Here is a 14,341-nt window from a genome sequence, read left to right on the forward strand (position 1 = left end):
GCGTGCTTCTCCGTGGGTCCACATCGACTTGGAGAAGAACCATGGACCCGAGAACCTGCGCCGCCTGCGACTGTGAGCTGGAGGATGATCCCATCATCGTCACGCTCGGCGGACGCACCGTCGAAGTCTGCTGCGCCGAATGCGCCAACCTGCTCGGCGAGGCGCAGGCCGCCATCGCCGGTCCGGAGGCCTGAGCCATGGCCGTTCATTTCTCCCGTCGCGCATGGCTGATGGCTGCATCGTGCCTCGCGAGCGCGGCTCTGCTGGGCACGCCCGCTCACGCGGTGACGGACGCCGAGCTCGACGCCGAAGCCTCTCGCCGTTGGGATCGGGAGCGTCGCTTCCAGGCCACCCGTTTTGGCCGAACCGCCTATGTCGACCGTGGGGTCGGGCCAGTGGCTCTGTTTCTGCATGGTTTTCCCCTCAGCGGCTTCCAATGGCGCGGCGCGATGGATCGCCTTTCCAGCGTTCGTCGATGCATCGCCCCTGATTGGATGGGCTTGGGCGCCACCGAGGTCGCGCCCGGCCAAGCGGTGACGCCGAACGATCAACTGGCGATGCTGGTCGCGTTCCTCGACGCATTGTCGATTGAGGCGGTCGACGTGGTCGCCAACGACAGCGGCGGCGCCATCGCCCAGTTGCTGGCCGTGCAGCATCCTGCGCGTGTTCGCTCGCTGCTGCTGACCAACTGCGATGTCGAGCCCGACAGTCCGCCCGCGGCTCTGAAGCCCGTCTTCGAGCTGGCCGAAATGGGAATCTGGCCCGACGCCTGGCTCGAGCCATGGCTGAAGGACGGAGCCAGGGCCCGCGCGGCTGATGGGCTGGGCGGCATGTGCTACGCCAACCCGGCGCATCCCACGGACGCCGCGCTCCAACAGTATCTGAGCCCGATCCTGTCTTCGCTTGAGCGCAAGGACCTGGCTAACCGCTACGCCCTCGGCCTTCGTCCCAACCCCTTGGCGGGGGTCGAACCGGCCCTGCGCCAGCTTCAGGTTCCAACCCGGATCGTCTGGGGGATGAGCGACGATATCTTCGCCAAGGAAAGTCCGGACTATCTGGCGCGCGTCCTGCCTCGCGTCGAAGGGGTGCGCCGTATCGCCGAGGCGAAGTTGTTCTTTCCCGAGGAGTATCCGGATATCATCGCTCAGGAGGCGTGGGCTTTGTGGCGTGTCGCCGGGGAGAACGGTTCACCGCGATGAGCGGATACATCGTCGATCAGCTTCTGGATACGCCGACCCTCTCGCTGCACGACGTGGTCTGCGACGGCGCTTGTCGACACAAGAGCCCGGAGGAATGCGTGACGCGCACGCACCTCGTCTTTCCGTATCGCGGGCTCTTCATGCACCACCTGGGCCAGGACCGCGACGCGATGGCGGAGCCGAACCAGGTGGTGTTCCTCAATGATGGGGAGGGCTTCAAGGTCAGCCACCCTGTCGCCGGCGGCGACGCCTGCCTTTCGCTGTCATTGAGCCAGGAGATGCTGGCCGAGTTGACGCCCAAGGATCAGCTTCGCGCCGGCGCCGGCCTTCGCTTCGAGCGTCAGCAGCGCCGGATCGATCCGCGCGCCCAGGCGCTTGTCGCCCTGCTTCGGCATGGCCTGAGGCGCGGCGCGATCGAAACGCTCGAAGCCGAAACCCTTGGCCTCACCCTGGTCAGGCGCGTCTTGGGCGAGCGCACCTCGCACGCCGCCGCGGCCAGCTGGGGCCGCCGCAAGCTGGCCGACCGAGCCAAGATGATCATCGCCTCCGATCTCTCCCGTCGGTGGACCCTGGGCGAGATCGCGGCTGAAACGGGGGTCTCTCCCGTCTATCTGACCCAGGTCTTTCAGCAGGTGGAAGGCCTGCCGCTCTACCGGTACCAGCTGCGCCTGCGGCTGACTCGAGCGCTGGATCTCCTGGACCGGTACGAACACCTCACGCCCCTGGCTTTGGATCTCGGCTTTTCCAGCCACAGCCACTTCAGCGCCGCCTTCAAGCAAGCCTACGGCCGCTCTCCCACAGAGATGCAGCGGCTCACGAACCCGCCAGCGTAGGCGCGCTGCAATGGCGACCCGAGCGCCAAGTCCTAGCCGTTCCAGGCTATAGGCTCATTTGACGCCCGCTTCACGGCGCGGTGCGAACGAGTGCGTCATGGGGCACGGGGTGGAAAAGGTCCGGTGGTCGCGGGCAGGTCAACGGCCTCAACGGACTCTTCTCCGACCTTGGGAGCGATGGCGCGAGCTACGAATTCGAGGCGACCTTGCGGTACGCCTCGGAGTCGCGCTCGCTGATCGTCGAAGAGTTTTGGTTGAGCGTCCATCGCGGGCCGTTACTAAAAGCTGAGCTTGATGGCGAAGACCAGCCGGTCGCCGAGGTCTCAATCTATCGGGTCGTCTTCGGGCAGGAGCCGGCGCAGAACCTCGCAATGAATTTCCACGGACTGCTTCCGTACGGCGCCGGCGCCAAGATCGAGGAAGTCTTGGACATGATGTCGATCTACTTCAGTCGACGGCTTGATCCGACGCTTCACGCTCATCAGGCACTCCTCTCCAGCTCCGAAAAGCTAGCATTGGTGTCCACTCAAACGAGGGAGGATCAAGGGAGTGTGCTTCTTGTAATCGATATCGCAACGTGTATCTTGCAAGGCAATCGATTGCATAATTGCAACGTGCAAGGGGAGGTTCCACCAATGAGAAAGTCGTCATCCCGCTCGCGCCAACGCGCGAATCTCTGGCGCGGCGTCAGCCTGGCCGCAATGGCGGGCGCATCCTTCGCGACCTGCGCCCCGGCTTTTGCACAGTCGCAGGCCGCTTCGGCCGACCCGGAGCGACTGGACGAAGTCGTCGTCACGGCGTTGAAGGGCGGCTCCCAGGTGGTCGCGCGCGCGCCTGTCGCCATTCAGGCCTTTTCGGAGAAGGTGCTCGCCGAGCGCGGCGTTCGCGACGGCGCAGATCTGATCCAGCTGATCCCCGGCGCGTCTCAGGCCCAGGAGATTGGGGCCGGTTATCGCATTTTCTCGTTCCGCGGGTCGGGCGCCGGTGGTCCGGTGGGCGACGGCATGATCGGCTACTATCTGGATGACACCCCGTTCGGCGTGCCCAACAATCAGGCCGCGCCCCCTCTGCAGTATTTCGATATCGAGCGCGTCGAGGTCCTGCGCGGCCCGCAGGGCACGCTCTACGGTTCAGGCTCGATGGGCGGCGCGATCATCTATCGCACGAAGAACCCCAGCCTGACCCGGATGGGCTACACTGCCGAGAGCGAGCTTTCAGGCACCAATGACGCCGGAGATCCAAACTACCGGGTCGCCGGGGCATTCTCCATTCCGCTCATTGACGACAAGCTGGGTCTGCGCATCAGCGGCGAATACGACAAGCGCGCCGGCTATGCCGACGTCTATCAGGGTGCTCCGGTGGGCACGCCCTACAAGACCGACGCCAACGGCGTGGTCTCCAAGAACCTTCAGGCCGTGCTTCTGTGGAAGCCGACCGACCGGGCGACGGTGCGCCTGCGGGCCTGGCGGTTCAGCACGGATCAGGACTATCTGAACGTGATGAACTCGGTTGATCCCCCCTATGCGGCCTATCAGGGCACGGTGGAGGGCTATGACCGCCGCCGCGCCAACTACTATTCGAGCACGTTCACTTACGAGTTCGATGGCCTGACTCTGACCAACGCAACGTCGTATCAGAAGTCGCTGCCAGGCGGCTTTGGTGTGGCCCTGAACCTGGGCGCGCCGCTGGGCATCGGCACCCTGATCAACGGCGGCGACGCTAACAGCTTCGTCAACGAGTTCCGGCTGGCCACATCGGGCGACGGCCCGCTGCATTGGGTCGGCGGCGCCTTCTACCAGAAGGCCAGGGGCCTCTACGAATTCAGTCTCGATTTCCCGAGCCTGAAACTGGGCGGCAGCACCATCACCCGCACCGAGAACGCGTCGATCTTCTCGGAAGTCAGCTATGATCTGCTGGACGGCAAGCTGGTGCCCCTGGTTGGCCTTCGCTATTTCAAGGACGACCGGTCATCGGAATCGGTGACCAACGGGGCCCTGGTCAACAGCCAGGCCAAGCCGGACGCCCTGACCTGGCGCGCCAACCTGGCCTATTACCCGTCAGAAACCTGGATGCTGTTCTTCAACGCCGGCACGGGCTTCAGAAGCGGCATTCTGCAGTCGCAGGCTCAGGCCGACGCGGTGACATCCGACGGCGTGCCCAGCAGCCTTTCGCTCACGCCTGACAAGCTGCGCAATATCGAGATCGGCGCCAAGGGCAAGCTGTTCGACAACAAGCTTCAGCTGTCGGTCAGCGCCTATGACATCAAGTACACCAACTTGCAGAGCGCCTTTAACACCTCGATCGGGCTTTCGGCCTTCGCCAATCTCGGCGACGCCAAGACCCAGGGCATCGACGTCGAGGCGTCATGGGATACGCCGCTGGAGGGGTTGAATCTGACGGTCGTTGGCAATGTGAACACGTCCGAGTTCACCAACGTGGTGGCCGCTTTCGCTGCAGCCAATCCTCGTAACGCCAATGGCCAGGAGCTGTTCAACACGCCGCCGTACAACTGGCGCCTGGACGTGAACTATCAGAAGAGCGTGGGCGTCTATGATGTCTTCGCCAACGCCTCAGGGACTGCCGTTGGGCGTGCGCGCAACAGTGACGCGGTGGTCGACACGCTCGATCCCTACCAACTTTACCGCGCGAGCGTCGGCGTCCGTAAGGATGCTTACGAGGTCAAGCTGTTTGGCGAAAACCTCTCCGACGAACGCGGTCCAACGGCCGCCAATGGGCCGACCCTGCTGGCGGGGCCGCGTCCGCGCACCTTCGGTGTGAGCGTCAGCATCGACCTGAACTGAGTCCGAAAGGCGACGGGACCCTGTCCCGTCGCCTCTTCCTCCCAACTGAGGGGCTTCGCCACCGTTTTTAGCGTGATCGGCGGCGATCACCGGCACGGCGCCTGACCCCGCGCAGGGCGAGTCATTCCTGCTGATCTCGCTCTGCGCCCCTTTTTTTCACGCCATATTGCGCCGCCTTGGGGCGCCGCCCGCCAACGGGAAGCCTTGACCATGAGCGATCACAGGCCGCTATCAAAAGTACCGCGTCGATCCTTCCTGAAGGGCGCGGCGGTCGCGGCGGGAGCCGCAGGCACGATCACCCTGGCAAACACCACGAGCGCTTCGGGCGCCGCAGCGAGCCGTGGTCCGAGCGGCGTCAGGGCGGGTGTTGGCACAGCCGAAGCGCCAACGACGGCCGGGCGCATAGCGGGCTATGTTCACGACGGCCTCTATGTCTTCAAGGGCGTGCCTTATGGCGACACGACCGGAGCAGCCAGTCGCTTCCTGCCGCCGCGCCCGCCCAAGCCGTGGTCGGGCGTTCGCAGCTCGCGTCACTACGGCCCCATCTGCCCGCAGGACCAGGGAACCGGCCGCTTCAATGACGAGGAGGCTTTCGTCTTTCAGTGGAACGACGCGGTCCAGAGCGAAGATTGTCTGCGGCTGAATATCTGGACCCCCGGGCTCGACAGCCAGGGAAAGCGGCCGGTGATGGTCTGGCTGCATGGCGGCGGTTTCGCGGCCGGATCCGGTCATGACCTCCCGGCCTTTGATGGTGAAAACCTGGCCCGTCGCGGGGATGTGGTCGTCATAACCCTCAACCATCGCCTCAATCTGCTGGGGTTTCTGGACCTGTCTCACTGCGATCCGCAATTCGCGCAGTCGGGTAATGTCGGCATGCTCGACATTGTGGCGGCCCTGGAGTGGGTTCGCGACAACATCAGCCAGTTCGGCGGTGACCCGGATCGCGTGCTGATCTTTGGCCAGTCAGGCGGGGGAGCCAAGGTCTCAACCCTGATGGGAATGCCCGCCGCTCAGGGACTTTTCCACCGCGCCATCGTCATGAGTGGCTCGTTCAGTCGCGCTGTTTCCAGGGACAGCGCCCGAAAGCTCACAGACAAGGTTCTGAAGGAACTCGGCCTGCGGCCGGCGGAGGCGCAGCGCCTCCAGACCTTGCCCTACCTGCAGCTCAGACAGGCGGGCGAAAGGGTTTTGGCCAGATCCAACAGGCCTTTTGACGGCTTTGTTGATGTGCGGCGCATCGCACAGAACCTTAGCTTCTCGCCGGTGGTCGATGGCCTGGTGCTGCCCGCCTGTCCCTTTCAGTCCCAGGCGCCGGCGATCTCGGCAGACGTGCCCATGATGATCGGCACGACGCTCAATGAGTTCGTCACCGGCATCAACCATCCCGAAGTCGAGGCCATGACCGAAGCGGACCTGCTCGGCCGCGCGGAGCGCTTTCTTCCGGGACGGGGCGGGGCCCTCGTTGAGGCTTTTCGGCGACGCACGCCTGAGGCCGCGCCGTTCGACATCTGGTCGCGCATCGCGACGACGCCGATCTGCACGGCGGCGGTCGAGCAGGCGGTCGCGAAGGCGGCGCTTGGGCGCGCGCCGGCCTATCTCTACTGGTTCACCTGGTCGACGCCGGTTCTGGATCACCGCCCCCGGGCGTTTCATTGCCTGGATATCCCGTTCGCCTTCGCCAATACCGATCGCTGCGGCTCCATGACGGGCGGTGGCGATGAAGCTAGAGCGCTCAGCGCTCAGATTGCCGACGCGTTTGTCGCTTTCGCGCGACATGGCGACCCCAACCATGCGGGACTTCCCAGGTGGTCGCCCGTCACACCGAAGGCTATCGCGACGCTGACGTTCGACAAGGCGACGCGCCTTGAGATCGATCCGGACGCTGTCGAACGCGCGGCGATCGCCTGATCACGGAGGCGGGGCTGGTATCCCAGCCCCCATCGCGCAGCCTCAAGTCGACACCCGAGGCCACGGCCGGATGTTTGAACGCCCCACCGGTTCGATGGGGCGTTCAGGCCGTTTAGTGATCGACAGCGGCGCTGACGCCGATGCCCGTTTCCGACCGCACCAATTGCTCCTCGAAGCCGTCGCGATCCACGACGGATCTGGGACTGCGATCCAGGACCGAGAACAGCCATATGCCGACAAACCCCGCGGTCATGGAGAAAAGCGCCGGCGAGGTGAACGGGAAGATCGCGGTTTCGTGACCGAGAGCCGTGACCCAGATCGACGGAGACAGGATCATCAGGACCAGCGCGCTTGTCAGACCGATGAAGCCGCCGATCACCGCGCCCCGGGTCGTGCAGCCCTTCCACAACAAGCCCAGCAGCAGGACTGGGAAATTGCCGGAGGCCGCCAGCGCGAAGGCCAGCGAGACCATGAAGGCGACATTCTGCTTCTCGAACAGGACGCCCATCACGACCGCGATCAGGCCCAGGACCAGAGTGGTGATGCGCGACACGCGCAGTTCGTCGCGGGATGTGGCCGCGCCGCGCTTGAACACCGTCGCATAGAGATCGTGCGAGATGGCCGAGGCGCCCGACAGCGCCAGGCCCGCGACTACGGCCAGGATGGTGGCGAAGGCCACCGCGGAGATAAAGCCGAGGAAGAGGTTGCCTCCCACTGCCTGAGCCAGGTGGATCGCGGCCATGTTGCCGCCGCCCTTCAGGCCGCCCTCGGGGGTCAGGAAGGCCGGGTTGTTGGCGACCAGCACAATGGCTCCAAAGCCGATGATGAAGGTCAGGAAGTAGAAATAGCCGATCCAGGTCGTCGCCCACAGGATGGACTTGCGGGCTTCACGGGCGTCCGGGACGGTGAAGAAACGCATCAGGATATGCGGCAGGCCTGCTGTGCCGAACATCAACGCCATGCCGAACGAAATCGCCGAGATGGGGTCCTTCAGAAAGCCGCCTGGACCCATGATCGCGTCGCCCAATCGCGCCGCTTCCTGTGGATTTGCGCCTGCCTTGGCGGCCAGTTGCGTTTTCACCTCAACGGCCTGGGCAAAGAGCGCGCTGGGCGAGAAGCCAACCGAGGCCATGACCATGAAGGCCATGAAGCTCGCGCCGCCCATCAGCAGAACGGCCTTGGTGATCTGCACCCAGGTCGTCGCGGTCATGCCGCCAAACAGCACGTAGAGGATCATCAACAAGCCAACGAGGGCCACCGCATAGCGGTAGGGCAGGCCAAACAGCAGCTGGATCAGTTGCCCCGCTCCGACCATCTGCGCGATCAGGTAAAAGATCACCACAATCAGCGTGCTGGAGGCGGCGAACGTGCGCACGGGCGCCTGGGCGAAACGATAAGACGCGACATCGCCAAAGGTGAAGCGGCCAAGATTGCGCAGCTTCTCGGCCATCAGGAACATCAGGATCGGCCAGCCGACCAGGAAGCCGATCGAGTAGATCAGCCCGTCATAGCCGTCCGTGAAGATCTGTGCCGAAATGCCTAGGAACGAGGCGGCCGACATGAAGTCGCCCGCGATGGCCAATCCGTTCTGAAAGCCCGTGACCTTGCCGCCGGCGGTATAGAAATCCGACGCGGTCTTGGTGCGCCCAGCCGCCCAACGGGTGATCCAAAGGGTAAGCGCCACAAAGGCGGAGAAGATGGCGATGGCCGTCCAGTTGAGCGGTTGACGCTGGGCCTGGCCATCCAGGCCGGCGGCCGCCGCAACACCGAACAGGGACAGGCTGGCCAGGCCGGCCAGCCAGAGCAGCATTCGCATACGGCTCATCGCGACGCCCTCTCGACGATCTCGCGGGTCATGCGGTCGAACTCGCCATTGGCGCGCACGACATAGGCGCCGGTGATCAGAACGGTGAAGGCAATCAGCGCCAGGCCCACCGGAATCCCCAGGGAAATCGCCCCGTCTCCCACCTTCTGCGCCAGGATCGACTTGTCGAAAGCGATCACGCCGATATAGCCGAAATAGGCGACCAGCATCGCCACGGTCAAACGCCAGCGCAGGCGGTCGCGCCGTGCCACCAGTTGTTGAAATTGGGGGTCCTCAAGCACCCCCTGCAAAACGCCAGGCTCCATACGGGTGTCGGTCATGACGGCTCCTCCCTGTTCTTTGAGCAAGGTTTAGCGCGACAAGAATACTTTAAGCAAACGATTGCGCAAACCTGCGGAATGGGCTTAAGGAGGTACGCAGGAAGTCTCCACGCAGAGGGAGGCGCCGTAAGCCGCAGGCTAGGCCAAGGGGAGGCGAGGATCAAAAGCAGATTGTTCCAGGTCGGCGCCACGCGCCCTTCGCCGCCACGCGACGCCCGCCTTTTCACCTCGCCAAGCCGTGCCCCCTTTCAACGTCTGAAGCCTCGGGCTTCAACGTGGGGGCTCCAACAACCACCCCTGAAAGCCGCCCAAATGATTGACAGACTGGGAGCCCTCTTGGTCGCCACGACCCTGGGGCTGAGCTTGGCCTGCGGGAGCGCCAGCGCCGCTGGCGCCGAGGTCACCGCACAGGGCGCCGTGACGATCAACGGCCTGACCGTGCCGCTCTCGGATCGCACCAGTCCTGAGGCCCAAGCCTATGTCCGCCATATTCTGGTGGATCGGCCATTCGCCGGCGGCCCTAGCGCAACCGCTGACATCGATGGCTATCGCCGCCGTCAAGACGAGATCATGGAGACGTTCCTCAAGCCGATCCGGGCCCGCTATCCCGTCCAGGTCGAGGAGCGACGCATCGGCGGTGTTCTCACTGACATCGTCACGCCCGCCAAGGGTGTGGCGCCCGGCAACGCCCATCGTGTCCTGCTCAACATTCACGGCGGTGGCTTCCTCTCCGGCGCGCGCACCGCCGCCCTGGTCGAATCCATCCCCATCGCCGCCACGATGGGCGTCAAGGTCATCAGCATCGACTACCGCATGAGCCCTGAGGCCAAGTTTCCGGCCGCCACCGAGGACATCGCCGCCGTCTATGCCGAGATGCTGAAAACCTACAAGTCCGAGCAGATCGGCATCTATGGATGCTCGGCGGGGGGCATGTTGGCGGGCCAATCGATCGGCTGGTTCCAGGCCAAAAACCTGCCTCGCCCCGGGGCCATCGGTGTTCTGTGCGCATCCCTCGGCAAGCTGGTGACCGGCGACTCCGCCTATCTGGCCGGCCCGCTCAATGGCTACCCCGCGCCGCCGGCATCGCCTGAGGGACGGCCCCGCGTCGGCATGACGTTCGCCTATCTCGGCGAGGTTGCCGACGACGACGCCCGCGCCTATCCGGAAGTCTCGCCGCAACTGCTTGCGAGCTTTCCACCGACCCTGCTCATCACCGGCACCCGGTCGATGGAGCTGAGCGCGGCCACCTATTCTCACAACCAGTTGGTCAAGGCCAAGGTGGATGCGCGGTTGCACGTCTGGGACGGACTGGGCCACGCCTTCCTCTACAACGCCGACCTTCCGGAATCGCGCGAGGCCTACGACGTCATCGCTGACTTCTTCGACAAGACACTCTCCCGCTAACTCGACAGCCAGGTGCAAGACATGTGGAAGCCGCTCATTGCCGTCGCCATCGCTGGCAGTCTATTCGGGACAACCGCCAGCCGTGCCGCCGACGTCGCCAACAGCAAACCTCAAGCCGCTGCAGCCCAGGCCGCTGAGCGCTGGGTCAGCTCCTGGGGCACCGCGCTGGAGATTGCTCCGCCGCCGCCAGCTCTGAAGATCCCACCGCCGCCGGCAGACGCCCTCAAGGCGATGCAGGCCATGCCGCGGGCGATCGTTCCCTATCCGGAGTCCTTTGCTGACCAAACCATCCGCATGATCATGCAGACGAGCCTGGGCGGCAAAGCGGTTCGCATTCAGTTGTCCAACGCCCAGGGACGCTCGCCGGTCGTCATCGGCGCTGCGCATCTAGCGATTCGCGGGGAGGGGGCGGCCATCGTCCCGAGCTCGGATCGCGCCGTGACCTTTGGCGGCAAGGCGTCGGTGACCATCGCTCCGGGCGCGATGATCGCCAGCGACACCATCGCTCTACCGGTGGCCGCAGGGCAGGAGCTTGCGATCTCGCTGTATGTTCCCGACAAGATCGAAGGGCTGACGGTCCACCCCGTCGGCCTGAACCCGGCCTATATCGTCAGCGGCGATGCGACCGGCGCGACCACGCTTGCGGCGCCCAATGCTGTTCGGTCCTACTTCTGGCTCGCGGGCGTCGAGGTTCTGGCCGACAATCCCAAAGGCGTGATCGTCGCCTTTGGCGACTCGATCACCGACGGTTTTGCGACCACACCGGGCGCGCACGCGACTTGGCCAGAGGTCCTGGACCGGCGGCTTCGCGCGGATCCCCGCACCCAGGGCTGGGGCGTCATCAACATGGGCATCTCTGGCAATCGCGTCCGGCGAGACGGCGCCGGCGCCAGCGCTCTGGCCCGCTTCGATCGTGACGTTCTGAGCCGGCCTGGCGTGCGTTGGGTCGCGCTGCTTGAGGGTGTGAACGACATCAACATGACGGTGATCCCCGGATCGCCGCCCGCTGAACACACGACCGCCGAGCAGATCATCGACGGCTACAATCAGTTTATCGAAAAGGCTCATCTGCACGGCATCAAGGTGATGGGAATGACCATCACGCCGACCGAAGGATTGTGGCTGCACACAGCGCAAGGCGAGGCCATGCGCCAGGCTGTCAATCACTGGATCAGGACCAGCGGTCGCTTCGACGCCGTGACGGATTTCGAAGCGGCTGTCCGCGATCCCGCGCAGCCCGGCCGGCTGCGGCCCGAGTTCGATCCTGGCGACCACATCCATCCCAACGATGCTGGAAACCAGGCCATGGGGGCTTCGATCGACCTGAGCCACTTCAGCCGCTAACGGCCGACGTCGCCGGATCAAGAACTTTGGCTGAGAGCCGCCCATGGCGGTCCCTGGGAGAACAATCGTGAAAGCAATCGAGCGTCGGCCTTGGGCCGACGGGGATCCGATCGACCGCCTTGCCGCTCTGCTTGTTGGTGCGTGGTCATGACCGGGCCCTCCCATCAAAACACCGGACTTCTGAAGCTCCTGACCTATCTGATGTTCGCGATGTTCGCGATGACGACGGACTCGGTCGGCGTGATCATCCCTGAGGTGATCAAGCAGTTTTCACTCGGCATGACCGTCGGCGGCTCCTTTCAGTATGCCACGATGTCGGGGATCTCGATTTCGGCACTGGCGCTCGGCTTCCTGGCTGACCGCTTTGGCCGCAAGTGGACGATCATCGCTGGCCTTGTTCTGTTTGGCGTCTCTTCGGCCCTGTTCGCGGTCGGCAATGACTTTCTGTTCTTCGTGGGGCTGCTGTTTGTCTCGGGCGTGGGCATTGGCATGTTCAAGGCCGGCGCCCTGGCGCTGATCGGCGACATTTCCAGCTCGACCCGCGAGCATGCCGCCACCATGAACACGGTCGAGGGCTTCTTCGGGATCGGCGCGATCATCGGCCCGGCGATCGTCGCCAAGCTGCTGTCGTCCGGCGCCGATTGGAAATGGCTTTACGTTGTCGCCGCGGTGCTCTGCGGAGCGCTGGTGCTGGCAGCCTCGGCGGCCAAGTACCCTAAGGCGCCGCCTCGCGAGGCCAAACAGGAACCGCGCCTGGGACAGACGCTGGCCTTGATGCGCGATCCCTACGCCCTGGGCTTCAGCCTGGGCCTGATGCTGTATGTGGCGGCCGAGGCGGCGGTCTATGTGTGGGCTCCGACCTACCTGATGGGCTACCAGGGCAGCGCGGCCTGGTTCGCGCTGTATGTCGTCTCGATCTTCTTCGTGCTCCGCGCGGCGGGCCGCTTCCTGGGGGCCTGGCTTCTCTCGCGCTTTGGCTGGTCGCTCGTCGTGGCCCTCAGCGCGGGCGGGGTGCTGGTCTGCTTCCTGGCCAGCGCCATGGGCGGACGCGGCGTTGCCGCCATCGCTCTGCCGCTGTCGGGGCTGTTCATGTCAGTGCTCTATCCGACCATCAACTCCAAGGGCATCAGCTGCTTTGCCAAATCACAGCATGGGGCGATTGCCGGGCTGCTGCTGTTCTTTACCTGCGCCAGCGCCGTCCTCGCGCCCCTGGCCATGGGTGTGTTGAGCGACGCCATGGGGGACGCCAAGTTCAGCCTCTATCTGGCAACGGCCTTTGCGGCGGCCCTGGCTGTGCTGGCGGTGTGCAACGCGATTTTTGAGCCCACACGGGCGCGCCTCGCCGAGCGTGACGTGGAAGACTATCTGCCGGCCGAAGCGCTCACGGAGCGGTGAACGCTTCGGCCGCGCCGTCGGCGCCTCAGGGCGCTGACGGCGCAAGCAGGCGCGTGATCGCCGCGTCGATCGCGGCGAAGAACTGACGTGAAACCCTGGCTCCCGGGACGATGAACGGGAAGGCGTGATACGCGCCGGGCACAACCAGCAATTCAGTCGAAACACCCGCGTCCAGCAAGCGCTGCGCGTAGTCGATGTCCTCCTGCAGGAACAGGTCCAGACCGCCAACGCCGATGAATGTCGGCGGCAGACCGCGCAGATCCTGCACGCGCGCCGGAACAGCGCCTTGCGGGGGATTGGCAGAGCCGGCCGGAACGCCGAGCAGGGCGCCCCAGCCCAGACGGTTCTGTTCGGGGGTCCAGACATATCGCCCCTGATCTGACGGGGGTTGGTGAGTGCTGCCGGTTCGATCGTCGAGCATCGGATAGACAAGAACCTGTCCGGCGAGCTTGAATTGACCGCGGTCGCGGGCAGCGATCGCCAGGGCCGCAGCGTGGCCGCCGCCGGCGCTCTCGCCCATGACGATAATACGTTGGCGATCTATCCCAAGGGCCTGGGCGTTTTCGTGAAGCCAGCCCAGCGCGGCGTAGTTGTCTTCCTGGGCGCCCGGAAACCGCGCCTCAGGCGCCAAGCGGTAGTCGACGCTGACGATGACACAATCCTGCGCCGCCGCGATCCGCTGCAGATTGGGGATGTCGGTCGTGGGGGAGCCCAGGATGAAGCCGCCGCCATGGATATGCAGGATGGCCGCCCGCCCGGCCTTGCCCTCGGCGTTGATGAGGAAAACCCTCAGCGAGTCGGGGCCCAGCGGGCCTCGGATCTGACGCGTTGTGACCGGGGGCGCGGCAAGGCGCGGGGGCGCGGGCGGCGGCGCTTTTTGCCGAAAGGCGACAATGTCGTTCTCGGTCATGGTTGGAATCTTGATCTGCTCAGGTCGAGCCAGGGGACCACGCAACTCGGGATCCACCACCTTCAACTCGGCGTCAGGCTGCCTGGCCTGCACGGCTCCGCCAGCGGCCAGCCCGGTTATGGCCAGGGTGGCGCCGACGAGCCTTCTTCGCGTGAGTGAATATGTCATCGCTTCCTTCCGCAGGTTGATCGTCCGACTGAGCGCGGACTTAGCCTGGCCTCTGGTTGGGCCATCGCCGATCAATCATACGTCAGCGCTAACGAGATCTGCAATCGGTTGCGATGCAGCGTAGTTTCCATGAGTGCGGAGTCGAAATTTCACACATGCACTGACGAAAATGCGCTGCCGGATTGACCGGCAAACGATTGCATGAAATGTCTTCCCAAGGTGCCTTCAAGAGGT

Annotated in this window: 11 protein-coding genes; 8 read left to right on the forward strand and 3 right to left on the reverse strand. The window is 64.6% G+C overall.

The window, feature by feature from the left end:
* Positions 1-41: 41 nt before the first annotated feature.
* From ACW17V_RS09750 to ACW17V_RS09770, 5 genes are all read left to right on the forward strand, one after another.
* Positions 42-194, forward strand: a complete 153-nt coding sequence (locus ACW17V_RS09750; protein ID WP_492108615.1) for a hypothetical protein — start codon at positions 42-44, stop codon at positions 192-194.
* Positions 195-197: 3 nt separating this feature from the next.
* The gene (locus ACW17V_RS09755; RefSeq protein ID WP_492108616.1) at positions 198-1,199 is read left to right on the forward strand and encodes an alpha/beta fold hydrolase; all 1,002 of its coding nucleotides are present in this window, start codon (positions 198-200) and stop codon (positions 1,197-1,199) included.
* Positions 1,196-2,032, forward strand: a complete 837-nt coding sequence (locus ACW17V_RS09760) for a helix-turn-helix transcriptional regulator (RefSeq protein ID WP_492108617.1) — start codon at positions 1,196-1,198, stop codon at positions 2,030-2,032. The genes ACW17V_RS09755 and ACW17V_RS09760 overlap by 4 nt, the downstream gene beginning before the upstream one ends.
* Before the next feature lie 206 nt (positions 2,033-2,238).
* Complete coding sequence (locus tag ACW17V_RS09765) at positions 2,239-4,833, forward strand: TonB-dependent receptor (protein WP_492108618.1); 2,595 nt, start codon at positions 2,239-2,241, stop codon at positions 4,831-4,833.
* Positions 4,834-5,043: 210 nt separating this feature from the next.
* The gene (locus ACW17V_RS09770) at positions 5,044-6,741 is read left to right on the forward strand and encodes a carboxylesterase/lipase family protein (RefSeq protein ID WP_492108619.1); all 1,698 of its coding nucleotides are present in this window, start codon (positions 5,044-5,046) and stop codon (positions 6,739-6,741) included.
* 112 nt (positions 6,742-6,853) lie between these two features.
* On the opposite strand, the gene ACW17V_RS09775 is transcribed toward ACW17V_RS09770, so the two are convergent.
* Together ACW17V_RS09775 and ACW17V_RS09780 are read right to left on the reverse strand one after the other, a co-directional pair.
* The gene (locus tag ACW17V_RS09775; protein WP_492108620.1) at positions 6,854-8,566 is read right to left on the reverse strand and encodes a cation acetate symporter; all 1,713 of its coding nucleotides are present in this window, start codon (positions 8,564-8,566) and stop codon (positions 6,854-6,856) included.
* Positions 8,563-8,886: a DUF485 domain-containing protein gene (locus ACW17V_RS09780; RefSeq protein WP_492108621.1), complete on the reverse strand. Its 324-nt coding sequence runs from the start codon at positions 8,884-8,886 to the stop codon at positions 8,563-8,565. The genes ACW17V_RS09775 and ACW17V_RS09780 overlap by 4 nt, the downstream gene beginning before the upstream one ends.
* A 312-nt stretch (positions 8,887-9,198) precedes the next feature.
* On the opposite strand from ACW17V_RS09780, the gene ACW17V_RS09785 reads away from it, so the two are divergent.
* The 3 genes from ACW17V_RS09785 (at position 9,199) to ACW17V_RS09795 (ending at position 13,029) form a co-directional block, all read left to right on the forward strand.
* Positions 9,199-10,290 carry an alpha/beta hydrolase gene (locus ACW17V_RS09785; RefSeq protein ID WP_492108622.1) on the forward strand — a complete coding sequence of 364 codons (1,092 nt, stop codon included), beginning with the start codon at positions 9,199-9,201 and terminating at the stop codon, positions 10,288-10,290.
* Positions 10,291-10,311: 21 nt separating this feature from the next.
* Positions 10,312-11,634: an SGNH/GDSL hydrolase family protein gene (locus ACW17V_RS09790; RefSeq protein ID WP_492108623.1), complete on the forward strand. Its 1,323-nt coding sequence runs from the start codon at positions 10,312-10,314 to the stop codon at positions 11,632-11,634.
* Between the two features lie 147 nt (positions 11,635-11,781).
* On the forward strand, positions 11,782-13,029 hold the full coding sequence (locus ACW17V_RS09795) for an MFS transporter (protein WP_492108624.1): 1,248 nt from the start codon (positions 11,782-11,784) through the stop codon (positions 13,027-13,029).
* A 25-nt stretch (positions 13,030-13,054) separates the two neighbouring features.
* Here ACW17V_RS09795 and ACW17V_RS09800 read toward each other — a convergent pair whose 3' ends face one another.
* Entirely contained in the window at positions 13,055-14,182 is a 1,128-nt protein-coding gene (locus tag ACW17V_RS09800) for an alpha/beta hydrolase (RefSeq protein ID WP_492108625.1), read from the reverse strand.
* Positions 14,183-14,341 lie beyond the last annotated feature (159 nt).

This window comes from Caulobacter sp. FV2ye17ST, from assembly GCF_058680955.1.

Bases quoted from the DNA above. Each gene is read 5' to 3' on its own strand.
- ACW17V_RS09750 (WP_492108615.1), top strand. From the start codon at position 42: ATGGACCCGAGAACCTGCGCCGCCTGCGACTGTGAGCTGGAGGATGAT.
- ACW17V_RS09755 (WP_492108616.1), top strand. From the start codon at position 198: ATGGCCGTTCATTTCTCCCGTCGCGCATGGCTGATGGCTGCATCGTGC.
- ACW17V_RS09760 (WP_492108617.1), top strand. From the start codon at position 1,196: ATGAGCGGATACATCGTCGATCAGCTTCTGGATACGCCGACCCTCTCG.
- ACW17V_RS09770 (WP_492108619.1), top strand. From the start codon at position 5,044: ATGAGCGATCACAGGCCGCTATCAAAAGTACCGCGTCGATCCTTCCTG.
- ACW17V_RS09775 (WP_492108620.1), bottom strand. From the start codon at position 8,566: ATGAGCCGTATGCGAATGCTGCTCTGGCTGGCCGGCCTGGCCAGCCTG.
- ACW17V_RS09780 (WP_492108621.1), bottom strand. From the start codon at position 8,886: ATGACCGACACCCGTATGGAGCCTGGCGTTTTGCAGGGGGTGCTTGAG.
- ACW17V_RS09785 (WP_492108622.1), top strand. From the start codon at position 9,199: ATGATTGACAGACTGGGAGCCCTCTTGGTCGCCACGACCCTGGGGCTG.
- ACW17V_RS09790 (WP_492108623.1), top strand. From the start codon at position 10,312: ATGTGGAAGCCGCTCATTGCCGTCGCCATCGCTGGCAGTCTATTCGGG.
- ACW17V_RS09795 (WP_492108624.1), top strand. From the start codon at position 11,782: ATGACCGGGCCCTCCCATCAAAACACCGGACTTCTGAAGCTCCTGACC.